This is a genomic window from Yimella lutea, from assembly GCF_006715095.1.
In the GTDB taxonomy this organism is placed as follows: Bacteria; Actinomycetota; Actinomycetes; order Actinomycetales; family Dermatophilaceae; genus Yimella; species Yimella lutea.
This window is the reverse complement of the sequence record NZ_VFMO01000001.1, coordinates 1,582,438-1,604,251: the sequence shown is the minus strand read 5'-3', so window position 1 is coordinate 1,604,251 and position 21,814 is coordinate 1,582,438. Positions and strand designations below refer to the sequence as shown.

Sequence of the window (21,814 nt, the reverse complement as noted above, 5' to 3'; positions counted from 1 at the left end):
TCGAGCGAGTTCTTTATGCCAAATGTCAGGCGTCCGGATGCACATCGCTGCCCCGCCGATAGGTTGGGACCGATGTCAGGCACCGATCACTACTTCAGCGCCGAACCCGCCAGCGCTGACGAGCGCAGGACGATCAACGTCCCGTTGGCGGGTTCGACACACGCCGTCCAGGTTGCGCCGGGAATCTTCTCGCCCGACCGGATCGACCAGGGCACCTCGGTGCTGCTGCAGCACGCTCCGCAGCCCCCGGCGTCCGGCACTTTCCTCGACCTCGGGTGCGGTTGGGGACCGATGGCTCTGAGCCTGGGGTTGTACTCGCCGGACGCGATCGTGCATGCGGTGGACGTGAACGAGCGTGCGATGGATCTGGCTCGACTCAACGCAGAATCGTTGGGGCTAAGGAACATTCGGGCGTCCACTGCGGACGAGGTGCCGGCGGACGTCCGGTTCGATCTGATCTGGTCGAACCCGCCGATCCGGGTCGGCAAGGCGGTGTTGCACGACCTGTTGCGCGCCTGGTTGCCGCGACTGTCGGACGACGGCGAGGCCTATCTGGTGGTGCAGCGCAACCTCGGTTCGGACTCATTGCAGAAATGGCTGAACGAGAACCTCGACGGCTTGGTCGCCGATCGGTTCACCAGCGTCCGGGGCTTCCGGATCCTGCGCGTCACGCACCGTCACTGACCCCGACCGGGTCCGGCAGCTCGACGGTGCCGCGGGCGACAAGGACGGCGGGTCCGGACAGCGCCACCCGATCACCCGCGATCTGGACGCCGAGACGTCCTCCCGGTACATCCACGAGCCAGTCGAGTTGATCGGACGGACGACCGCCCCACCACCAGATCGCGAGCGCCGCAGCAGCTGCGCCGGTGCCACAGCTCAGCGTCTCCCCCACACCGCGTTCGTGCACCCGCATGGAGATGTGGGCGTGTTCGATCGCGCGGACGAACTCGACGTTCGTGCCGTGCTCGGGGTGCGGGTCGACCTGCGGAGCACGGGTCAGGTCAAGGGCGCCGAGGTCGATGGACGGCGGGAGCGCGACCACGGTGTGCGGGTTGCCGAGGTCGAGGCTGAGCGCGGGCAGCGGGTCGGGTGCCCCGTGCACCTGGACCACGGAATCCATTCCACGCTCCTGGGCCTCGACCTCCCGCGACAAGCGCCACGGCCCGAGGTCGGTGGCGAAACCGTCACCGAACCGGGTGATCCGCTTCTGACCGGCCCGCGTCGCGATCTCGAAGACATCCGCGCGTTCGAGGCCGGCGTCCACCAGGTACCGCGCAAAAACACGGGTGCCGTTGCCGCACATCTCCGCGACGGAGCCGTCGCTGTTGCGGTAGTCCATGAACCATCGCGCGTCCGGGCACTGCTCGCGGACGTCGTCGGGTGCCGCCCCGATCGGAGCAACCCGGATCACTCCGTCGCCACCGATGCCGGCCCGGCGATCGGCCAGGAAGGTCACCTCCTGCGGGGTGAGGTCGAGGCGTCCCTCGTGATCGGGCACGAGAACGAAGTCGTTCTGCGTGCCGTGGCCCTTGACGAAGTCGATGGTGGTCACGCGTCCATTGTGCGCGAGGACGCGATCACCTCGAGCGCACGGTCCATCAGGTCGGACGCGTCGTGCGGCAACCAGGTGATCCTCGGGTCGGGCCGGAACCAGGAGAACTGCCGCCGGGCCAGTCGCTTGGTGGCACGTGCGGTGTCCTCGATCGCTTCAGCCTCGGTGAGTTCGGCGTCGAGTTGCCGCAACACCTGCGTGTATCCGATCGCCCGGCTCGCGGTCCGTCCGTCTCGGAGCCCTGTTGCGTCGAGTGCTCGCACCTCGTCGACCAGACCGTCGTCCCACATCGCCCTCGTGCGCCGGTCGATGCGCTGGTCGAGCACGCCGCGATCGGCATCGAGTCCGAGCATCACTGTGGGACGGAGAAATTCGCGCCTCGGCATGGTCGCGCTGAACGGGCGACCGGTGAGCTCGATGACCTCCAGTGCACGGATCACACGGCGCTCGTTGCTCGGCAGGATGTTGGCCGCTGCGTTCGGATCCCGTTGTCTCAGTAGGGAGTACAACGCCAGAATCCCCTCGGTAGCGGCCCGCCGCTCGAAGTGTTCCCGTACCCCGGGGTCGGTGGGTGGGATGTCGAGGACGTCGAGCGCCGCGCGGACGTAGAGCCCGGTGCCGCCTACCAGCACGGGGACATGTCCGCGATCGAGGATGCTGTCGATGTCACGCCGGGAATCACGTTGATAGGCAGCGACACTCGCCTCCTCGGTCACCTCGAGGACGTCCAGCTGGTGGTGCGGCACTCCGCGCCGCTGCTCGAGCGGCATCTTCGCCGTGCCGATGTCCATGCCGCGGTAGAGCTGTGACGCGTCGGCGTTGACAACTTCTCCCCCGAGTCTTTCGGCGAGTGCGACGCCGAGGTCCGATTTGCCGCACGCGGTCGGACCGATGACGGCGATCAGGTTTCCTGAATCACTCACGGTCGACGTCGAATCCGTCGGCTCCGATGGGCGCCACCTTGGTCACCTCGACGTCTGTGACGTCGGCTCGTCGCGGACCCTTGCGGCACCACTGCACGATCTCCTCGATCGAGTTCCAGCCGCCCTCGAAGTGAGCCAGCACGGTGCCGTCCGGCTCATTGCGCACCCATCCGCGCACCCCCAGTTGTCGGGCGTACTCGGCGCAGGAGGCACGGAAGAAGACCCCTTGGACGCGTCCGGTGATGCGCACCTGTACCGCTCGCAACATGGCGATCAGCCTAGAACTCGCCGATTAATCGGTTGCACAGGACACGACGGCGGGCCCAGACTTCCCGACATGTCGATCACGGCGCTGACCCTGGATGGGAGCCTCAGCCCTCGCCGCCAAGAGCGTGAGGGCAATTCGGGCTGCCTGAAGCAGTTCGGCGCCACCGACGATGATTCGTCCAGGATCGACTGACGTCGATACGACGAGCAATGCCCGGTGGTCCGCCACCGGGCATTTTTCGTTGTCCGACAACAACATTCGCATTCGATGGATCATTCGACGGCATCCGGACGTCAATCCTCGGTTACGAAGAACCCACCCACGCACACCTGATGAGTGTGGGATGAGAACGAAGGGAGTAGGACCATGCAGAAGATCAACGAGCGGCTCTGGAACTGGGCAAGCATCCTGGAGGACAACACGCGCGAGCAGGCAGAACTTACGGCGTCGATGCCCTTCATCTTCCCGCACCTCGCGCTGATGCCAGACGCACACCTGGGCCGGGGAGCAACCGTCGGTTCGGTCATCCCGACGCAGGCAGCGATCATCCCGGCGGCGGTCGGTGTGGACATCGGCTGCGGCATGATCGCGGTGCGGACCCAGTTCACCAAGGCCGACATCGCGGGTGACCTGTCGAAGCTGCGGAAGCAGATCGAGCGGTCGATCCCGCTGTCGGCGGGCGGCGTCAACCGGAAGATCTCCCGCGAGCACACCCAGGCACGGGTCGACGAGCTCGCGGCCATGGCGACGGACGCAGGTTTCGACCCGGCGAAGTACGCCGGCAAGTGGGACCTGCAGCTGGGCTCGCTGGGTTCTGGCAACCATTTCATCGAGGTGAGCCTGGACGAGCAGGATCGGGTCTGGCTGTTCCTGCACTCGGGTTCGCGGGGCGTCGGCAACAAGATCGCGTCAAACCACATCAAGGTCGCCCAGCAGTTGGCGCAGAAGTGGTGGATCTCGTTGCCGGACAACGACCTTGCATACCTGGTCGAGGGCACGGACGAGTTCTGGGCCTACATCCGGGAGTTGCGGTGGGCACAGCACTACGCGTTGCTGAACCGGGAGGAGATGATGGACCGGGTGATCACCCAGCTGGAGTACTGGATGGGTGTGCCGGTGCAGCAGCAGGAACGGATCAACTGCCACCACAACTACACCGAGCAGGAGACCCACTTCGGCAAGCAGGTCTGGTTGTCCCGGAAGGGTGCGATCAACGCCGAGGCGGGTCGTCCGGGCCTGATCCCGGGCTCTATGGGCACCGCGTCCTACGTCGTGGTCGGCAAGGGAAACCCGTTGTCACTCAACAGCTCCCCGCACGGTGCCGGCAGGGAGTACTCGCGAAGCAAGGCCCGCAAGACCTTCACCCGGGAGCAGCTCCAGGAGGCGATGGTCGGCATCGAGTACCGGGACACCGACGCGTTCATCGACGAGATCCCGCAGGCGTACAAGGACATCGACCAGGTGATGGCGGACGCCGCCGACCTGGTGGAGGTGCGGCACACGCTGCGGCAGATCGTCAATGTGAAGGGCGACTGACCTCCCCGGGACGAGAATCCGCGCACCCTGCGGTGATCGAGGGTGCGCGGATTCTCCAGTCTTCCGGCCGCTTCGTAGGCTGGCCGACATGTCGACCCTCAGCGCCGAACAGCACCTGCTCCTTGAATCATGGTGCCCCGGCATCGAGATCGTCCGGGACCACAGCTGGGGGCTGGTCGACACCGTCGTCCAGGAGGGCGTCACAGCAGATGGGCGACGGGTGATCATCAAGGCGTCCGGCCAGGACAACCATCACCTGGTGCGAGAGATCGCAGCGCATCGCGAGTGGGTGCCCGTGCTCGCGTCGACAGGTCACGCGCCCGTGCTGCTCCACGAGGACGCCGACGCACGCCTGCTCGTGACCCACTACCTTCCCGGACAACTCGTCGAGAACACGGCGAGCGAATCGAAGCCCGAGACCTACCGGCAGGCCGGCGCGCTCCTTGCCCGCATCCATTCCAGCACTTCACAGGTCGACATCAGATACGAAGAAGCACTGCGCAAGAAGGCCCTCGCCTGGCTCGACAAGCCGCACCGCATCGAGCCCACTGCCGAGACAAGGCTGCGGGAAGTCATTGCGTCGTGGCCGACTCCCCCGGTGACCCTCGTCCCGACGCACGGTGACTGGCAGCCGCGCAACTGGCTGGACGACGAGAGCACGATCCGGATCATCGACTTCGGACGCGCCGAGCACCGTCCTGCCGCAAGCGATTTCGCACGCTTGGCGACCCAGCAGTTCGTCGGGCGTCGCGATCTCGAAACCGCGTTTCTCGACGGGTACGGCGACGATCCACGCGAGCCGGACGCGTGGCACCGCATGCTGATCCGTGAGGCGATCGGCACGGCCGCCTGGGCCTTCCAGGTACGTGACGAGGGCTTCGAAGCCCAGGGTCATCGGATGATCGCGGACGCACTGCGCGCATACTCCTGAGCGAGGACCCGAGCACCCGTCAGTAGTTCATCCGCATCACTGCACGGACCGTCGCGAGCGTGGCATCTGCCACCGCGTTCGCTCGTTCGTTCCCCTGACGCAACACGATGTGCAGGTACGCGGGATCGGCAGCCAACTCGGCTCGGCGCGAACGGTGGTCGCGAAGTCCTTCGTTGACCGCATCGGTGACGAGCTTCTTCAGCCCGCCTGCACCTGCGTCCCCGATCTGCGCAGCGAGCTCACCGGGCGCACGACCCTCGAACCCTGCGGCGATCTCCAACAACGAAGCAACCTGGGGACGGCGATCAGGTTCGTAGGTGATCACCCGCTCGGAATCGGTGCGTGCCTTCCGGACGGCGGCAGCGGTTTGGTCCGCCGTCATCGCGAGGGTGATCGTGTTGCCCTTCGACTTGCTCATCTTGGTGCCGTCCAGCCCGAGCAACAGTGGCGATTCGGTGAGCAGAGCGTCCGGCTCGGCGAACACCGTCTCGCCACCGGCGTACCGGTTGTTGAAGCGACGTGCGATCACCCGGGTCTGCTCGACGTGCGGCAGGTTGTCCTTGCCGATCGGCACCACATTCCCATGGCAGAAGAGAATGTCGGCCGCCTGGTGCACCGGATAGGTCAACAGCAGGCCGGACATCGGACGCCCGTCGGTGGCGGCGAGTTCGTCCTTCACCGTCGGGTTCCGGCGAAGTTCGCCGTCGGTTACCAACGACAGAAACGGCAGCATGAGTTGGTTGAGCGCAGGCACTGCGGAGTGGGTGAAGATAGTCGTCCGTGCCGGATCGATGCCGGCGGCGAGGTAGTCCAGGACGCAGCCGAAGACGTTCGTCCCCAACTCACCGACGGCGTCCCGGTCGGTGATCACCTGGTAATCGGCGATGATGACGAAGGAGTCGATTCCCTTGTCCTGCAACTCGACCCGGTTGCGAATGCTGGCGAGGTAGTGGCCGACGTGCAGCGGGCCCGTCGGTCGGTCACCGGTGAGCACCCGCAGCTTTCGGCGGGCCGGTGAGTCGGGACCGTCGATCACCGCCTGCACCGTGTTGCTGCGGACCCGGGCGGCCTCGAAGGATTCGTCTGACATGGTTCTGCTCCTGATCGAAGCAGCCGCCCCGCCCGTCGAGACGCTCGCGCATGCGAAACGCCGCCTCGTGCGAGGCGGCGCGAGTGAAGTGGGTATGTCGACACGGCCGCCTAGGAGGACGGCCACCACCCCTGGGCGAGAGTGTTCGACATGCGGATCAGGATACGCCCGACGCACGAGTGGCTGCGCATCGCCTTCGCAGCAACGGAATGATCACGGCCAGAGCAAGCGCCAGCGCGAACAGCACGCCGACGTAGACGACGACGCCCGCCCAGCCGTCGGCCGCGAACCACAGACCGGCCAGAGCGCCGAGCACCGAACTCCCGAGATAGTAGGCGAACAGATAGAGCGCGCTCGCCTCGGCGCGGTGTGCGTCGGCGGTTGCGCCGACCCAACCGCTGGCCACCGAGTGCGCTGCGAAGAAGCCTGCCGTGAACAGCAGGACTCCCCCGAGTACGGCGGGCAGGTTCGCCGGCAGCGTGATCAGTAAGCCGATCACCGCCACCAGCTCAGCGACGACGAGGACGGTCTTGCGCCCGAAACGGTCGGCCAATCGACCCGCGGCGGCCGACGAGACCGTACCCGCCAGATAAAGCAGGAACACCAGCCCGACGGCGGACTGCGGCAGTCCGAACGGCGCTGCGCTCAAACGGAATCCGATCATGTTGTAGACCGCGACGAATCCACCCATCAGCAGAAACGCCGTCACGTACAACGCGACCAGGCGGGCGTTGTGCAGGTGGCCGACAACATTCGTAGTGGTCGCGCGTAGACCGACAGGTTGTGGCACAAAGAACCGGGACCCCGGCGCCCGCCACAGGAACAGCCCGGTGAACGCGAGGGCCGCGATACCGGCTGCTTCGAGCGCCCATCGCCAACTCGCGTGGTCCAGCACGAGAGCGGCCAGCACCCGTCCGCTGAGACCGCCGACAGTGGTGCCGGCGATGTAGCGCCCCATCGCGCTACCGAGATGTTCGGCGTCGACCTCCTCTGTGAGGTAGGCCATCGCGGTGGCGGGCACCCCGGCGAGGCACAGGCCTTGCAAGCCGCGCAGCAGCAACAGGACTTCCATCGACGCTGCCAGCGGCATGAGGCATCCGAGCAGCGCGGAGGCCAGCGCTGCGAAGGCCATCACCCGGACGCGTCCGAATCGTTCGGACAGCGCACTGGCCGGGATGATCGCGAGCGCCAACAACCCGGTGGTGGCCGAGATCGCAAGAGCGGAGGTCGCCGGGCCGACGGAGAATTCGTCCGACAGTTCCGGCAGGACGGCCTGAGCCGAGTACATCGCCACGAAGGTCGCCATGCCCGCCGCGAACAGAGCCAGGGTGATGTTGCGGTAGCCGACGTCGCCGCGCCGGTACCCCTGAAAACTCACGCCTGCCAGTGTCCACCTCGTGGGTGCGACATCGGCGGACGGGTCGAGTCGCGGTGCGGTGGCCCGAAGGGTCAGTCGATACCGCAGGCAGGAACCTGCACGGGTGCGGGTTGTCCGATCGAGGGCATGCCGAGTGCGACCTTGGGCTTGACGGTCGCGCCGTCGGCCTTGCCTTCCTGCAACGCCTGCCACGCGTCACCTCCACGGGAGCGGCGGACGGAGAACGTTCCGCCGCCCAGCACACCGTCGGCGATCAGGTGGTGCCCGGCACCGTAGGTCACGTCGACGGTGGCGAAGTCGCCCGGACGCGGCAGCTCGACGCCCTCCCCGGTCGGCACTGCGAAGTGGACGAGGCGGTTGTCCTGCGCGCGACCGGACATGCGCCCGGTCCGGCTGTCGCGGCGTCCCTCGGTCGGCGCGACGAGCACCTCGATGGTGCGGCCCTCGATCTCGCGGTTCTCGGCCCAGGAGATCTCCTCCTGCAACTGCAGCAACCGGTCGAACCGTTGCTGCACAACGGCTTTCGGAAGTTGTTCGGGCATCGTCGCAGCCGGCGTGCCGGGCCGGATGGAGTACTGGAAGGTGAACGCCGAGGAAAAGCGGGCCTCGCGGACGACGCGCATCGTCTCCTCGAAGTCGGCCTCGGTCTCGCCCGGGAACCCGACGATGATGTCGGTGGTGATGGCAGCGTGTGGGATGCGGTCGCGCACCCGGTCGAGGATGCCGAGGAACTTCGCCGATCGGTACGAGCGCTTCATCTCACGCAGCACCTTGTCCGAACCGGACTGCAGCGGCATATGCAACGACGGCATGACATTCGGGGTCTCGGCCATTGCGTCGATGACGTCGTCGGTGAACGCCGCTGGGTGCGGTGAGGTGAACCGCACTCGCTCAAGCCCTTCGATGTCGCCGCAGGAACGCAGCAACTTGCTGAACGCCTGACGGTCACCGAATTCCACGCCATAGCTGTTGACGTTCTGCCCGAGCAGGGTGATCTCGACGACCCCCTGATCGACCAGCGCCTGGATCTCGGCGAGGATCTCGCCCGGACGGCGGTCCTTCTCCTTGCCGCGCAGGGCAGGGACGATGCAGAAGGTGCAGGTGTTGTTGCAGCCGACCGAGATCGACACCCAACCGCTGTACGCGGAATCGCGGCGTGTCGGCAGCGTCGACGGGAAGGTCTCGAGCGATTCGAGGATCTCGACCTGGGCCTCGGCGTTGTGCCGGGCGCGTTCCAACAGCACCGGCAGCGCGCCGACGTTGTGGGTGCCGAAGACCACGTCCACCCAGGGCGCGCGATCGACGATGGAGGCACGATCCTTCTGAGCCAGACAACCACCGACGGCGATCTGCAGGTCGGGGTTGATGTTCTTCCACGGACGCAGGTGGCCGAGCGATCCGTACAACTTGTTGTCGGCGTTCTCACGGACCGCGCAGGTGTTGAAGACGACGACGTCGGGGACATCGGGACGAGTGTCCGACGACACCGACGCGACGTCGACGTAGCCCGCGGACTCCAGCAGGCCACTGATCCGTTCGGAATCGTGGACGTTCATCTGGCACCCGTGGGTGCGCACTTCGTAGGTCTTCGCCGCGTTCGTCATGACCGATCAAGGGTACGGCGTCAGCGGGGTGGGGCCGAATCACCACCGAGCCCGGGTGAGAATGGGCCCGTGAAGACGCTGCTTAACATCATCTGGTTCGTGTTCGCGGGGTTCTGGCTGTGGCTGGGCTACGCCGTCGCCGGGCTGATCATGTGCCTCCTGGTCGTCACGATCCCGTTCGGGATAGCCTCGTTCCGGCTCGGCAACTTCGCCGTCTGGCCGTTCGGCCGGGCGGTGATCGACAAGCCGACGTCCGGTGTCGGCTCCGCGATCGGCAACGTGCTGTGGTTCCTGCTGGCCGGTATCTGGCTGGCCATCGCCCACGTCGCCACCGCCTGCGCCCTGGCGATCACGATCATCGGGATCCCATTCGCTTGGGCCAACCTGAAGATGATCCCGGCTGCGCTGTTCCCGCTCGGCAAGCAGATCGTCGACGAGCGTGCGCTGCGCGCCGGCGCGTACTACCGCGCCTGAGGTCGGCACTCCGCGTCACTCCGCGGGCCCGCTCGGGTATCCCTCAGTCCCGCTGCCGCTCCGGGGCGTCGTGGCGATCGCCTCACGGATCACTGCCCAGGAGATCGACGAGGAGTAGCCCTTGCGGGCGAGCATGCCGGCCAACCGTCTGGTCTGCACGGTGGCTTCCAGCCCGTGCATCGAACGCATCTTCTTGGCGACGAGCGCGCGGGCGCGCTCCTTCTCCTCCTCGGGATCGACCTCGTCCAACGTGGCTCGGGTGATCTCGTCATCCACGCCCTTCTTGCGCAGTTCCTGGGCGAGCGCACGCTTGGCGAGGCCACGGCCGGCCTGCTGCGAACGCACCAGCATCCGGGCATAGGCCTCGTCGTCGATCAGCCCTACCTCGGTCATCCGGTCGAGGACCGCATTCGCGATGTCTTCGTCGCACCCGCGCTGAGCAAGCTTGTCGGCCAACTGTTTCCGGCTGCGCGGGGCCATCGTGAGCTGACGCAGCACGATCGTCTTCGCGACGTCGTACGGGTTGGCGTCCGGGTCTTGTTCGGGAGCGGGCGCCGGTCGTCGGCGCTCCTGGTCGCCGCCGGCACCGCGCCGGCGATGTCCGCCTCTTCGTCGTTGCCGCGGACCGCGTGCAGGCGATTCGGTGTCGTCGGGCGACGCTTCACCCCAAGGAGTTTCCTCGACGGGTACCGATGCGGCCGAGTCCGCCGGATCAACGAAATCCGGCGGACTCGACTGTCGGTCGAAAGGATTCATCGAACCGATCAGAAGTCGACCGAGACGTCCTTGAGCACCGGCTTGCCGGGCTTACCGGTGTCGGCGGTCAGGTCGACCGGCTCGGCAACCGACTCGGCTTCTTCCTCGGTCCTCGGACCGACGCCGAGCTTCTCCTTGATCTTGCGCTCCAACTCGTCAGTCATGTCGGGGTTGTCCTTGAGGAAGTTGCGAGCGTTCTCCTTGCCCTGCCCCAACTGGTCACCGTCGTAGGTGTACCAGGCGCCAGCCTTGCGGACGAAGCCCTGCTCGACACCCATGTCGATCAGCCCACCCTCTCGGGAAATGCCCTGGCCGTAGAGGATGTCGAACTCGGCCTGCTTGAACGGCGGCGACACCTTGTTCTTGACGACCTTGACGCGCGTGCGGTTACCGACTGCGTCCGTGCCGTCCTTCAGGGTCTCGATGCGACGCACGTCGAGGCGAACGGACGCGTAGAACTTCAGCGCCTTTCCACCCGTGGTGGTCTCGGGCGAGCCGAACATGACGCCGATCTTCTCGCGCAACTGGTTGATGAAGATCGCGGTGGTGCCGGTGTTGTTGAGGGCACCGGTGATCTTGCGCAGCGCTTGGCTCATCAGGCGGGCCTGCAAACCCACGTGGCTGTCGCCCATCTCGCCCTCGATCTCGGCGCGCGGCACGAGCGCCGCGACGGAGTCGATGACGATCATGTCGAGCGAACCGGAGCGGATCAGCATGTCGGCGATCTCAAGGGCCTGCTCACCGGTGTCGGGCTGGCTGACCAGGAGCGAGTCGATGTCGACGCCGAGCTTCTTGGCGTACTCGGGGTCGAGCGCGTGCTCGGCGTCGATGAAGGCGGCAATACCGCCGTTCTTCTGCGCGTTCGCCACCGCGTGCAGCGCGACCGTCGTCTTACCGGAGGACTCCGGGCCGTAGACCTCCACCACGCGACCGCGGGGCAGACCGCCGATGCCGAGCGCGACATCGAGTGCGATCGAACCGGTCGGGATGACCTCGATCGGCGGACGGATGTCGTCGCCGAGGCGCATGACCGAGCCCTTGCCGTGGGCCTTCTCGATCTGGGCCATGACGGCGTCGAGCGACTTGATCTTGTGCGAGTTGTCGGTGGGGTCGAGCCGGGTGCCTGTTGCTGCTGCCATGAGCGGTGCTCCTCATTGAATCTCGTGGTGAACGCGCCTACCGGCGACCGTCCGGAACCTGCGTGTGTGTTCGGATGAGGTCAGACGCTAGGTGCCACCACCGACAACCACCGCTCCCATCCGCACGCCTGTGGACGAAGTGACCTTGGCTCGGCACCTGTGGACAACCCTACGCCACGAGGTCGAACACGCGTACGAAGATGGTTCCCGCGTGTCGCGCGGCCGGCTGCGGACGAAGCAGTCCACTCAGTCGGCGCGGCCACCCTCACGGATCGGTTTGTCGCGGCCGAGCCAGCGCTCCTTCGGCACGTCCATCTCGATGCACAGCGCCCGCCAGACATGTTTGGGGTGCGTACCGTCGGCGAGCGCGTCCGCGCCGGTGCGGTAGCCGAGTTCGCCGAGCACATGCGAGTCGACCAGGACGCGACCGTAACCGTCGCCGAACTCCTCCTCGACCAGTTGCCAGAACTCGCTCATCCGCATTCGACAAGTCTCGCAAAGCTTCGATGTGAAAGTTCCGGCAGGCGTCGGCCATACTCTCGGACTATGCAGTTGATCACAGCATCCGAGGTGCCGATCTCCCTCGCCCGTGTCGACGAACCCGTCGCCGCACCCGTGCGTGTCGCTCTGGTGCAGCACCACTGGCGCGAGGACGCAGGCGAACTGCAGCAGGCGTTGCGGGGCGGCATCGAGCAGGCGGCGAAGGCGGGCGCCCAGGTCGTGTTCCTTCCCGAACTGACTCTTTCCCGCTACCCGGCCGACACCCTGCCCGAAGGTGCGCCGGACCAGACCGCAGAAAGCCTCGGCGACGGCCCGACCTTCACTTTCGCGGCGCAGGCGGCCAAGGACTTCGGCGTATATGTGCACGCCTCGCTGTTCGAGAAGGCGCCCGAGGCGGACGGCCGCGGCCTGAACACCGCGATCCTCGTTTCCCCCGACGGCGAACTCGTCGCCCGCACCCGCAAGACGCACATCCCGGTCACCGCGGGCTACTACGAGGACAAGTACTTCCGTCCGGGACCATCGGACAATGCCTATCCCGTGGTCACACTTGACGATCCGTCGGTGAAGCTCGGCATGCCGACCTGCTGGGACGAGTGGTTCCCCGAGGTCGCACGCTCCTACGCCCTCGGTGGAGCGCAGTTGCTGGCGTACCCGACCGCGATCGGATCAGAGCCGGATCACCCCGAGTTCGACACCCAGCCGCTGTGGCAACACACCATCGTCGGCCACGCGATCGCCAACGGAGTGTTCGTCGTCGTGCCCAACCGCACCGGCAGCGAGGGTTTGATCACCTTCTACGGGTCATCGTTCATCGCCGACCCCTACGGACGCGTCCTGGTCCAAGCACCGCGCGACACCGAGGCCGTCCTGGTCGCCGATCTCGACCTGGCCCAGGGCAAGGACTGGATCGACCTGTTCCCGTTCCTGTCGACCCGTCGCCCGGACACGTACGCGGCGCTGGCCGAACCGATCAAACCCGAACACGTCCGCGCCGACCCGAACGCGTGACGATGACCTGGCGAATGCCCGCCGAATGGGCGCCGCACGATCGCGTATGGATGGCGTTCCCCAGCCAGGGATACACACTCGGCGAGACGGACGCCGAGGCCGAGGCTGCCCGGCGCACCTGGGCGAACGTCGCCAACGCCGTCGCCCGGTTCGAACCCGTCCACATGCTCGTCACGACCGACGACCTCGGCAGTGCACGAGACCTGTTGCACGACAACGTTGTTGTGCACGAAGCCGAGCTGGACGACGCGTGGATGCGTGACATCGGCCCCTCCTTCGTACTCGGCGAACACGGAGAGCTCGGTGCCGTCGACTGGGTGTTCAACGGTTGGGGCGCGCAGGCGTGGGCCAGCTGGGACAAGGACGCCGGTGTCGGTCGTCGTGTCGGCGAGCAGGCCGGCGCCACGGTCGTCGATTCGCCGATCGTCAACGAGGGCGGCGGCATCCACGTCGACGGCGAAGGCACGGTGCTGTTGACCGAGACGGTGCAACTGGATCCGAGTCGCAACCCGCAGGCGTCCAAGGCCGACATCGAGGCCGAGATGGCTCGTTGCCTCGGTGCCTCGACATGCATCTGGTTGCCTCGTGGGCTCACCCGCGATTACGACGAGTTCGGCACCCGCGGCCACGTCGACATCGTCGCGACCTTCACCTCCCCCGGCGTGGTGTTGGTGCACCACCAGGAGAATCCCGACCATCCCGATCACCAGGTCAGCCGCGAGATCATCGCGCTCCTGGAGAACAGCACCGACGCCGCCGGGCGAACTCTGACGGTCGAGCGAATCCCCGCTCCCGCAACGCTTTTCGACGACGACGGACCGGTCGACTACAGCTACGTGAACCACCTCGTCGTCAACGGGGGTGTCATCGCCTGCACCTTCGACGACGAGCACGACGACCGCGCGCTCGACGTGCTGCGTCGGGTGTACCCGGGCCGCGAGGTCGCCGGGGTCGACGCACGCGAGATCTTCGCCCGCGGCGGCGGGATCCACTGCATCACCCAGCAACAGCCGTCCGTCCCGCGCTGATCTCATAACCCCGGACGCGGCCGCGTGAACTGGGTCACTTGATCAACTAGCGTGGCCGAATGAGTGCTCACGAAGGTCGACGTGTCCTGATCACCGGAGCAGCACGAGGCATCGGTGCCGCCCTGGCCGAACGACTCGCCGCACAGGGGGCGAAGGTCGCGCTGCTCGGCATCGAAGCGGAGATCCTCGAGCGGACCGCAGCCCGCTGTCCCGGCTCGATCTGGCGCGAGGTCGACGTCACCGACCAGGACCAGGTCACCGACACGATCGACGAGGTCGCCCGAATGTGGGGTGGACTCGACGTCGTCGTCGCGAACGCCGGCATTGCCTCGCAGTTGCCGTTCGACGGCGGTGACCCGGAGGTCATGCGCGCGCACATCGAGGTCAACGTGATGGGCTGCTACTGGACGCTGCGCGCTGCCGCACCGCACATCAGCCACCTCGGCGGGTACGCCGTGGCAACCGCGTCGCTTGCCGCTGCCGCACATGCACCGATGATGGGTGCGTACAACGCGTCCAAAGCCGCCGTCGAAGCGCTCGGGAACACCCTGAGGATCGAGCTCAAGCCCACCGGCGCGAAGGTCGGTGTCGCCTACTTCGCCGAGATCGACACCGACATGACCTCACGTGGGTTCGGGACCAAGGCCGCCACCACACTGACGGGCGGGGGGACGATCCTCGGTGTCGCGCCGCTCAAGAGCGCGATCGACGCCCTCGACCGCGGCATCAAGAACCGTTCGCGACGCATCTGTGCACCTCGCTGGATCGCTCCGCTCCTGCCCGCGCGGATGCTTGCCCAGCGGGTCATGGAATTGCGCGGCTTTCCCGAACTCGGCCTCGCCCTGCAGATCGCCCGCGAGGAGAACGCGCAACTCACGACCGTCCAGCGAAAGAAGGTGACCTCGTGAGCACGGATGCGAAATCGGCGGTCGCCCGCATCTCGCCCGGCACCCTGAAGGAGCTCGGTGCGCCGGCGTTCGCGATGAGCCGGATCGCCGGCAAGGTCACCGGCACGAAGCCGCCGGCGATCTTCACCACCCTCGCACGAGCCAAGGGCCTGTACTGGGGCTGGCTGCACTTCGCGGCCCGCCTGATGCCGTTCGGTTCGCTCCCGCGCCGCGAGAGCGAACTGGTCATCCTGCGCGTCGCGAACCGCCGTGGGAGTGCGTACGAGTGGGCACACCACCAGCGGCTCGACGTCCGAGTCGGCGTCACGGCCGCGGATACCGATGCGCTGCAACAGGATTCATCGCCCCACTGGAACGAACGCGAAGCCGTGCTCATCGACTCGGCGGACGCACTGCTCGCCGACCGTGACCTCGACGACGCACAGTGGTCACGCCTGCAGGCCAAGCTCTCCGAACGCGAATGTGTGGAGTTCCTCCTGCTGGTCGGGCACTACGACATGCTCGCGACCACGCTGCACACCCTTCGGGTCAGCCCCGACCCGAAGGCCTGACTCACCGAGTGGCCGGGCTATGAATCAGCGGCCGGGATATTGCCCGACCACCAGTTCATAGCCCGGCCACTCGGTGGGAAGTGTCGGTCTGTCGGTGCTGCGTGGGAAGCTGAGCGGCGATGAACTCCCCAATCACCGAACGCTTCTCCCCTGCCACCCGTGCGTGGTTCGAGGGGTCGTTCAGCGCGCCGACCGCCGCCCAGGAGGGCGCGTGGGATGCGATCAGTTCGGGCCAGCACACCGTCGTCGTCGCACCGACCGGCTCGGGCAAGACGCTCTCGGCGTTCCTGTGGGCGATCGATCGGATGGCCGCGACGCCGCCGCCGAAGGACCCGCTCGAACGCTGTCGGGTGCTGTACATCTCCCCGATGAAGGCGCTGGCCGTCGACGTCGAACGCAACCTGAGGGCGCCTTTGGTCGGCATCAAGCACGCCGCAACCCGGCTCGGGCTCCCCGAACCGGAGGTGAGCGTGTCGGTGCGATCCGGAGACACTGCAGCGGCCGACCGCCGTGCGTTCGCTCGACGTCCGACCGACATCCTGATCACGACCCCGGAGTCGTTGTTCCTGCTGCTGACCTCGGCCGCACGTGAAGCCCTGCGTGGCGTCGAGACGGTGATCGTCGACGAGGTGCACGCGGTGGCGGGCACCAAACGCGGTGCGCACCTGGCGGTCTCGCTCGACCGGCTGGATGCGCTCCTGCCGAAGCCGGCGCAGCGCATCGGACTGTCGGCGACGGTCCGTCCGGTCGAGGAAGTGGGTCGCTACCTCACGGGCGGGCGTCCGGTCACCATCGTGCAGCCGCCGTCGACCAAGGAGTGGGAGCTCGAGGTCGTCGTCCCCGTGCCCGATCTCGCCGACCTAGGTAACCAGCCCTCCGACCTCACCGGTCCGGACGACCCCACGCGCTCGGCGTCCGTATGGCCGCACGTCGAGGAGCGGATGGTCGACCTGATCAGCAGCCACCGCTCGACGCTGGTGTTCGCCAACTCACGGCGCCTGGCAGAACGCTTGACCGCCCGCCTCAACGAGATCTGGGCCGACCGCAACGACATCGCGCTGGACGATGAATCCTCTTCTCCCCCGGCCCAATTGATGGGTCAGGCGGGCAGCAGTCACGGCGCGGCGGCGGTGCTCGCCCGCGCGCACCACGGTTCGGTGAGCAAGGAACAACGGGCCGACATCGAGGACGCCCTGAAGGCCGGACGCCTGCCGGCCGTGGTCGCGACGTCGTCCCTCGAACTCGGCATCGACATGGGCGCGGTCGACCTCGTCATCCAGGTCGAGTCACCTCCCAGCGTGGCCAGCGGACTGCAGCGTGTCGGACGCGCCGGACACCAGGTCGGCGCGGTCTCCCACGGGGTGCTGTTCCCCAAGTACCGCGGCGACCTCGTTCAGACCGCCGTCGTCGTCGAGGGCATGCGCGCCGGCACCATCGAGCAACTCAAGATCCCGGCCAACCCGCTCGACGTACTGGCTCAACACATCGTGGCCATGTGCGCGATGGACGACTGGCCGGTCGACGATCTCGAGCAACTCGTCCGCCGCTCAGCGTCGTTCGCGGCGTTGCCACGCACCGCACTCGAAGCCGTGCTCGACATGCTGGCCGGACGCTACCCGAGCACCGACTTCAGCGAACTGCGGCCACGCATCGTGTGGGATCGCACCACCGACACGCTCAGTGCCCGCCGCGGTGCGCAGCAGCTCGCCGTGATCAGCGGAGGCACGATTCCCGACCGTGGGTTGTACGGGGTCTTCCTCGCCGGCGGTGAAGGTCCCGGACGCAGGGTCGGTGAACTCGACGAGGAGATGGTCTACGAGTCGCGCGTCGGAGATGTGTTCACGCTGGGCACCAGCAGTTGGCGGATCGAGGACATCACCCACGACCAGGTGTTGGTCACGCCCGCACCCGGCCAACCGGGACGCCTGCCGTTCTGGCGCGGAGACGCGCTCGGACGTCCTGCCGAACTCGGCCAGGCCGTCGGCAAGTTCGTCCGCGAGGTCGGTTCGCTGCCCGACGAAGGCGCCCGCGAGCGGGTCACACAAGCCGGACTCGACACCTGGGCCACCGACAACCTGATCACCTACGTCCGCGAACAGCAGGAGGCCACCGGCCACCTGCCGACGGACAAAACGGTTGTGGTGGAACGCTTCCGGGACGAACTCGGCGACTGGCGGGTCGTCATCCACTCCCCCTTCGGCGCACCCGTCCACGCCCCCTGGGCACTGTGCATCGCGGCACGCATGCGCGAGCGGTACGGCGTCGAGGTGCAGGCGATGCATGCCGACGACGGCATCGTGCTTCGCCTGCTCGACATGGAGATGGGTGACGGAGAAAACCCCGCCGACGATCTGACCGACGTGCTGGTGCTCGACCCCGACGACGTCTCGCGCATGGTCACCGACCAGATCGGCGGCTCGGCGTTGTTCGCCTCCCGGTTCCGTGAGTGCGCCGCACGCGCGTTGCTGCTTCCCCGGCAGCGCCCGGGACGCCGACAGGCGTTGTGGCAGCAGCGCCAACGATCGGCTCAGTTGCTGGAGGTGGCCAGCCAGTACCCGTCGTTCCCAATCGTGCTCGAAGCCGTGCGCGAGTGCGTCCAGGACGTGTTCGACGTACCCGGGCTCACCGCGCTGATGCGCGATATCCAGTCGCGCACGGTGCGCACGGTCACGGTCGAGACGCCGACCGCGTCCCCGTTCGCCAAGAGCCTGCTGTTCGGATACATCGCGCAGTTCCTGTACGAGGGCGACTCCCCGCTGGCCGAACGGCGTGCGGCCGCGTTGGCGCTCGACCCGTCACTGCTGGCCGACCTGCTCGGTCACGGTGAGGGCGCTGCGCTGCGCGACCTGCTCGACAGCGACGTCGTCGCCACCACCGAGGCCGACCTGCAACGACTCACCGAGAGCCGACAGGCGCGGCACGCCGACGATGTCGCCGATCTCGCCCGCGCACTGGGACCTTTGACCCGCAACGAGATTCGCGCGCGTACTCGTCCCGACGTGACCGACCTCGACGAGATCCTGGACGTTCTGGTCGCCGACCGCAGGCTGATCGTCGTGCGCTGGGGCGACACCGAACGCTTCGCAGCGGTCGAGGACGCTGCGCTGCTGCGGGACGCCCTCGGCGCTGCCCTGCCGACCGGTGTCCCGGCTGCCTTCCTCGAACCCGCCGACGACCCGCTGACCGACCTGATCACCCGGTATGCCCGCACCCACGGCCCCTTCACGGCGTCCGACGCCGCCCAGGCGTTCGGTCTGGGCCGCGCCGTCGTGCACGACACGCTCAAGCGATTGGTGCACCGCGGACGCATCGTCGAAGGAGAACTGCGACCGCTCGGCACCGGCGACGGCCTGTCCGACTTCTGCGACGCCGAGGTGCTGCGCATCATCAAGCGCCGCTCGCTCGCAGCCCTGCGCTCCGAGGTCGAGCCCGTCGCGGCCACCGACTTCGCTCGCTTCCTCCCGCCCTGGCAGGGTGTCGGCACCGGCCAACGCGGGCTCGACGGCGTGCTCCGAGCGGTCGAGCAGTTGGCCGGCGCGAAGGTGCCGGCCTCCGCACTCGAATCGCTTGTCCTGCCTGCACGGGTTGAGCGCTACACGGCCGGAATGCTGGACGAGCTGATGACGGCCGGCGAAGTGATCTGGCAGGGGCACGGCTCCCTGCCAGGTGACGACGGGTGGATCAGTCTGCACCTCGGCGACCAGCTCGACGCAACTCTCAGGGCACCCGACGAGGGCGAACTCGACGACCTGCAGCGCGCCGTCCTGGACGCCATGGCCGGTGGTGGCGCCCACTTCTTCTCCGCGGTCAGCGCTGCCGTCGAGGGCGGCGAGACTCAGATCGCCGAGGCGATGTGGCAACTCGCCTGGGCCGGGCGGATCACCGGAGACACGCTCGCACCGGTGCGAGCCCTGCTGGGTGGAGGTCGAACGACGCACCGCAGCCGCACGGCAGGTCCGCGCCGGTCACGGTACGGACGAAGCGCCGGCCTGCGCACGGGCCTGGCCCGACCCTCGTCCGCCATCCGACCTATCACCACGCCGACCATGGTCGGAAGGTGGTGGGTGCTGCCGCAGTTCGAGTTCAACCCAACCCAGCGGTCGTTGGCGACCACCGATGTCCTGCTCGACCGCTACGGCATCGTGACGCGCGGAAGCGTTGTCGCAGAAGGGATCTCCGGCGGTTTCGCCGAGATCTACCGGGTGCTCGCTGCCGCGGAGGAGCGCGGAAAGGTGCGACGCGGGTACTTCATCGAAGGTCTTGGGGCCGCCCAGTTCGCGGGCACGGGCGCCATCGATCGACTGCGTGCGCGGCCGGCGAACGAGGTCACCCCTCGTAACCCTTGGGACGTCGCGCCGGTCAAGACCATTCCTGCGTTGGTGCTCGCGGCCACGGACCCGGCGAACGCCTACGGGGCCGCGCTCGCCTGGCCGCCGCGCGAGGGCGACACCGGCCACAAACCCGGGCGTAAGTCGGGTTCGCTGGTCGCTCTCGTCGACGGGCAACTGATCGCCTACATCGAGCGCGGCGGACGGTCAGTGCTCACCTGGGACGACACACCGACCCACGCCGACGCAGTCGCCAAGGCACTGGCCGAGATCGTCCGCAGCGGACGCCTGGCCGACCTCAGCGTCCACTCGATCGACGGCACTGCGGCGTTGAGTTCGAGTCATCCGTTGGCAACGGCGTTGACCGACAACGGATTCCACACCACACCCAAGGGCCTGCGGCTGCGCCGATGAGTGCCGATGCCTGAAGGAGACGCCGTCTGGCGCACCGCGCGCCGACTCGACCGGGCGCTGCGCGGTGATGAACTCGTCGGCGTCGATCTACGCATGGGTCGGCTGCCCGAGGTCGAGCTGCGCGGTCGTCGAACGATCGAGGTCGTGCCGCGTGGCAAGCACATCCTGCACCGCATCGACTCCGGGTGGACGCTTCACTCGCACCTGCGGATGGACGGTTCGTGGCGGGTGGTTCCCACGCCGCGGGTCAGTCCTCGGTTCGCGGCACATGCCGACATTCGAGCGCTCGTCGCGACAGCCGAGAAGGCCTGTGCCGGACGCAAACTGGGGATGCTAAACCTGGTCCGCACGCGCGACGAGCACCGGCTCGTCGGGCACCTGGGTCCCGACATCCTTGGCGCCGACTGGGACGAGGATGAGGCACTACGTCGGTTGCGGGCTAACGGCGGACGGCCGATCGGCGCAGCGCTGCTCGATCAACGCAACCTCGCCGGACTCGGCACCATCTGGACGACGGAGCCGCTGTTCGAGCGAGGCGTCGACCCGTGGCTGCCGGTCGATCGATTGGACGAAGGCGACATCCGCGATGTTCTGCAGATCGCCTACCGCATGTTGCACGACGCGATCGGCGAAGGCCGTCACGTGCCGCAGGCGTACGAGCGCAAGGGCTGGCCGTGTCCGCGTTGTGGAGCCAAGCTGCGGATCGGGATGATCGGCGACGCTCCGCAGGCAAGACAGTTGACCTATTGCCCGTCGTGTCAACGGAATCCGACCCACGGCTGAGTCCCAGCGCACCTCACCAGGTTTCGGCGCATGCGGATTCGTTCCTCATCCGCATGGCTCAACCAGCGAGTAAATCCAGTTCCCAGCACGCGTTCCCGGCTTCCGGCGTCGGCGTCGGCGAATAAGCCTGAGCCCCAACCACGCCCGCTGGTTGGGCCGCAAAGATGAGCTTGCGAATCCTCGCGTGCCGAAACCAAGGCGACGCGATACGAAAAGCTCAGGCAGCGGAGACGACGGCGCGGTCGGTCTTGACCGGCAGCGGCACCGGAGCGGTCAGCGCCTCGACACCGGCAACACGCTGCGAGACCAACGAAAGAGTCTGCGACAACGGCATACCGAGCGCGTCACAGATGTGGGCGAGCAACTCCGAGGAGGCTTCCTTCTCGCCGCGTTCGATCTCGCTGAGGTAGCCGAGCGAGACCTTGGCGTCGGCGGACACCTCGCGCAGGGTACGTCCCTGCTCCTGGCGCAGCTCACGCAGAACGTCGCCGAGTTCTTGACGCAGCAAGATCATGACGACTCCTGATTCAACGAACCGAACGGATGAACGAGTCCACGATAACCGCAGGCACCATCACCGTGCGCGGCCATTCCGAACGCTTGTGTACAAGGTGGACCCGTGGGACTGACAACTCT

The 21,814-nt window shown here is 67.1% G+C and carries 21 protein-coding genes; 11 read left to right on the top strand and 10 right to left on the bottom strand.

The window, feature by feature from the left end:
* The first annotated feature begins 72 nt into the window (after window positions 1–72).
* Complete coding sequence (locus FB459_RS07625) at window positions 73–684, top strand: class I SAM-dependent methyltransferase (protein ID WP_211345152.1); 612 nt, start codon at window positions 73–75, stop codon at window positions 682–684.
* Here the strand turns inward: FB459_RS07625 and dapF are convergent.
* The 3 genes from dapF to FB459_RS07610 are packed head-to-tail and all read right to left on the bottom strand — an operon-like array spanning window position 668 to window position 2,746.
* On the bottom strand, window positions 668–1,555 hold the full coding sequence (gene dapF, locus FB459_RS07620; RefSeq protein WP_141928032.1) for a diaminopimelate epimerase: 888 nt from the start codon (window positions 1,553–1,555) through the stop codon (window positions 668–670). The two genes, FB459_RS07625 and dapF, sit on opposite strands and share 17 nt — an antisense overlap.
* Window positions 1,552–2,478: a tRNA (adenosine(37)-N6)-dimethylallyltransferase MiaA gene (miaA, locus tag FB459_RS07615; protein ID WP_246092368.1), complete on the bottom strand. Its 927-nt coding sequence runs from the start codon at window positions 2,476–2,478 to the stop codon at window positions 1,552–1,554. The genes dapF and miaA overlap by 4 nt, the downstream gene beginning before the upstream one ends.
* Window positions 2,471–2,746, bottom strand: coding sequence for an acylphosphatase (locus FB459_RS07610; protein WP_129624119.1), 276 nt, complete (start codon window positions 2,744–2,746; stop codon window positions 2,471–2,473). Before FB459_RS07610 ends, miaA begins: the two co-directional genes overlap by 8 nt.
* A 69-nt stretch (window positions 2,747–2,815) precedes the next feature.
* On the opposite strand from FB459_RS07610, the gene FB459_RS18040 reads away from it, so the two are divergent.
* The 3 genes from FB459_RS18040 to FB459_RS07600 all read left to right on the top strand — a co-directional run bounded on the left by FB459_RS18040 (window position 2,816) and on the right by FB459_RS07600 (window position 5,213).
* Window positions 2,816–2,938: a hypothetical protein gene (locus FB459_RS18040; protein ID WP_255407401.1), complete on the top strand. Its 123-nt coding sequence runs from the start codon at window positions 2,816–2,818 to the stop codon at window positions 2,936–2,938.
* A gap of 174 nt (window positions 2,939–3,112) precedes the next feature.
* Window positions 3,113–4,282, top strand: a complete 1,170-nt coding sequence (locus FB459_RS07605) for an RtcB family protein (RefSeq protein WP_141928031.1) — start codon at window positions 3,113–3,115, stop codon at window positions 4,280–4,282.
* A gap of 88 nt (window positions 4,283–4,370) precedes the next feature.
* Entirely contained in the window at window positions 4,371–5,213 is an 843-nt protein-coding gene (locus FB459_RS07600) for a phosphotransferase enzyme family protein (RefSeq protein WP_141928030.1), read from the top strand.
* 19 nt (window positions 5,214–5,232) lie between these two features.
* Here FB459_RS07600 and trpS read toward each other — a convergent pair whose 3' ends face one another.
* The 3 genes from trpS to miaB all read right to left on the bottom strand — a co-directional run bounded on the left by trpS (window position 5,233) and on the right by miaB (window position 9,285).
* Complete coding sequence (gene trpS / locus FB459_RS07595) at window positions 5,233–6,303, bottom strand: tryptophan--tRNA ligase (RefSeq protein ID WP_141928029.1); 1,071 nt, start codon at window positions 6,301–6,303, stop codon at window positions 5,233–5,235.
* A 157-nt stretch (window positions 6,304–6,460) separates the two neighbouring features.
* On the bottom strand, window positions 6,461–7,681 hold the full coding sequence (locus FB459_RS07590; RefSeq protein ID WP_246092367.1) for an MFS transporter: 1,221 nt from the start codon (window positions 7,679–7,681) through the stop codon (window positions 6,461–6,463).
* A 71-nt stretch (window positions 7,682–7,752) separates the two neighbouring features.
* Window positions 7,753–9,285, bottom strand: a complete 1,533-nt coding sequence (gene miaB / locus FB459_RS07585) for a tRNA (N6-isopentenyl adenosine(37)-C2)-methylthiotransferase MiaB (protein WP_141928028.1) — start codon at window positions 9,283–9,285, stop codon at window positions 7,753–7,755.
* 69 nt (window positions 9,286–9,354) lie between these two features.
* Here miaB and FB459_RS07580 point away from each other — a divergent pair, with 69 nt between their 5' ends.
* On the top strand, window positions 9,355–9,759 hold the full coding sequence (locus tag FB459_RS07580; RefSeq protein WP_141928027.1) for a YccF domain-containing protein: 405 nt from the start codon (window positions 9,355–9,357) through the stop codon (window positions 9,757–9,759).
* 15 nt (window positions 9,760–9,774) lie between these two features.
* Here the strand turns inward: FB459_RS07580 and FB459_RS17765 are convergent, their stop codons facing one another.
* The 3 genes from FB459_RS17765 to FB459_RS07565 form a co-directional block, all read right to left on the bottom strand.
* On the bottom strand, window positions 9,775–10,515 hold the full coding sequence (locus FB459_RS17765) for a regulatory protein RecX (RefSeq protein WP_141928026.1): 741 nt from the start codon (window positions 10,513–10,515) through the stop codon (window positions 9,775–9,777).
* A gap of 8 nt (window positions 10,516–10,523) precedes the next feature.
* Window positions 10,524–11,582 (bottom strand): recombinase RecA, encoded by a 1,059-nt coding sequence (gene recA / locus FB459_RS07570; protein WP_425472373.1) that lies wholly within the window; start codon window positions 11,580–11,582, stop codon window positions 10,524–10,526.
* A 318-nt stretch (window positions 11,583–11,900) separates the two neighbouring features.
* The gene (locus FB459_RS07565; protein WP_425472300.1) at window positions 11,901–12,131 is read right to left on the bottom strand and encodes a DUF3046 domain-containing protein; all 231 of its coding nucleotides are present in this window, start codon (window positions 12,129–12,131) and stop codon (window positions 11,901–11,903) included.
* 69 nt (window positions 12,132–12,200) lie between these two features.
* On the opposite strand from FB459_RS07565, the gene FB459_RS07560 reads away from it, so the two are divergent.
* The 6 genes from FB459_RS07560 to FB459_RS07535 all read left to right on the top strand — a co-directional run bounded on the left by FB459_RS07560 (window position 12,201) and on the right by FB459_RS07535 (window position 21,178).
* Window positions 12,201–13,166, top strand: coding sequence for a nitrilase-related carbon-nitrogen hydrolase (locus tag FB459_RS07560; RefSeq protein WP_141928024.1), 966 nt, complete (start codon window positions 12,201–12,203; stop codon window positions 13,164–13,166).
* A 2-nt stretch (window positions 13,167–13,168) separates the two neighbouring features.
* A complete protein-coding gene (locus FB459_RS07555; protein ID WP_141928023.1) occupies window positions 13,169–14,194 on the top strand; it encodes an agmatine deiminase family protein in 1,026 nt (341 codons plus the stop codon).
* A gap of 59 nt (window positions 14,195–14,253) precedes the next feature.
* Complete coding sequence (locus FB459_RS07550) at window positions 14,254–15,102, top strand: SDR family NAD(P)-dependent oxidoreductase (protein ID WP_141928022.1); 849 nt, start codon at window positions 14,254–14,256, stop codon at window positions 15,100–15,102.
* The gene (locus tag FB459_RS07545) at window positions 15,099–15,653 is read left to right on the top strand and encodes a carboxymuconolactone decarboxylase family protein (protein ID WP_246092366.1); all 555 of its coding nucleotides are present in this window, start codon (window positions 15,099–15,101) and stop codon (window positions 15,651–15,653) included. Before FB459_RS07550 ends, FB459_RS07545 begins: the two co-directional genes overlap by 4 nt.
* Window positions 15,654–15,772: 119 nt before the next feature.
* Window positions 15,773–20,395, top strand: a complete 4,623-nt coding sequence (locus tag FB459_RS07540) for an ATP-dependent helicase (protein WP_141928021.1) — start codon at window positions 15,773–15,775, stop codon at window positions 20,393–20,395.
* Window positions 20,396–20,401: 6 nt separating this feature from the next.
* Complete coding sequence (locus FB459_RS07535) at window positions 20,402–21,178, top strand: DNA-formamidopyrimidine glycosylase family protein (protein WP_141928020.1); 777 nt, start codon at window positions 20,402–20,404, stop codon at window positions 21,176–21,178.
* A gap of 217 nt (window positions 21,179–21,395) precedes the next feature.
* On the opposite strand, the gene FB459_RS07530 is transcribed toward FB459_RS07535, so the two are convergent.
* A complete protein-coding gene (locus tag FB459_RS07530) occupies window positions 21,396–21,692 on the bottom strand; it encodes a helix-turn-helix domain-containing protein (protein WP_129624953.1) in 297 nt (98 codons plus the stop codon).
* Between the last annotated feature and the right edge of the window lie 122 nt (window positions 21,693–21,814).

What these genes read in the sequence shown, in the direction of transcription:
- FB459_RS07600 (WP_141928030.1), top strand. Translation starts at nt 4,371, where the DNA reads ATGTCGACCCTCAGCGCCGAACAGCACCTGCTCCTTGAATCATGGTGC.
- recA (WP_425472373.1), bottom strand. Translation starts at nt 11,582, where the DNA reads ATGGCCCAGATCGAGAAGGCCCACGGCAAGGGCTCGGTCATGCGCCTC.
- miaB (WP_141928028.1), bottom strand. Translation starts at nt 9,285, where the DNA reads ATGACGAACGCGGCGAAGACCTACGAAGTGCGCACCCACGGGTGCCAG.
- FB459_RS07610 (WP_129624119.1), bottom strand. Translation starts at nt 2,746, where the DNA reads ATGTTGCGAGCGGTACAGGTGCGCATCACCGGACGCGTCCAAGGGGTC.
- FB459_RS07555 (WP_141928023.1), top strand. Translation starts at nt 13,169, where the DNA reads ATGACCTGGCGAATGCCCGCCGAATGGGCGCCGCACGATCGCGTATGG.
- FB459_RS07560 (WP_141928024.1), top strand. Translation starts at nt 12,201, where the DNA reads ATGCAGTTGATCACAGCATCCGAGGTGCCGATCTCCCTCGCCCGTGTC.
- FB459_RS07565 (WP_425472300.1), bottom strand. Translation starts at nt 12,131, where the DNA reads ATGAGCGAGTTCTGGCAACTGGTCGAGGAGGAGTTCGGCGACGGTTAC.
- FB459_RS17765 (WP_141928026.1), bottom strand. Translation starts at nt 10,515, where the DNA reads ATGAATCCTTTCGACCGACAGTCGAGTCCGCCGGATTTCGTTGATCCG.
- FB459_RS18040 (WP_255407401.1), top strand. Translation starts at nt 2,816, where the DNA reads ATGTCGATCACGGCGCTGACCCTGGATGGGAGCCTCAGCCCTCGCCGC.
- FB459_RS07550 (WP_141928022.1), top strand. Translation starts at nt 14,254, where the DNA reads ATGAGTGCTCACGAAGGTCGACGTGTCCTGATCACCGGAGCAGCACGA.
- FB459_RS07625 (WP_211345152.1), top strand. Translation starts at nt 73, where the DNA reads ATGTCAGGCACCGATCACTACTTCAGCGCCGAACCCGCCAGCGCTGAC.
- FB459_RS07535 (WP_141928020.1), top strand. Translation starts at nt 20,402, where the DNA reads ATGCCTGAAGGAGACGCCGTCTGGCGCACCGCGCGCCGACTCGACCGG.
- FB459_RS07540 (WP_141928021.1), top strand. Translation starts at nt 15,773, where the DNA reads ATGAACTCCCCAATCACCGAACGCTTCTCCCCTGCCACCCGTGCGTGG.
- trpS (WP_141928029.1), bottom strand. Translation starts at nt 6,303, where the DNA reads ATGTCAGACGAATCCTTCGAGGCCGCCCGGGTCCGCAGCAACACGGTG.
- FB459_RS07605 (WP_141928031.1), top strand. Translation starts at nt 3,113, where the DNA reads ATGCAGAAGATCAACGAGCGGCTCTGGAACTGGGCAAGCATCCTGGAG.
- FB459_RS07530 (WP_129624953.1), bottom strand. Translation starts at nt 21,692, where the DNA reads ATGATCTTGCTGCGTCAAGAACTCGGCGACGTTCTGCGTGAGCTGCGC.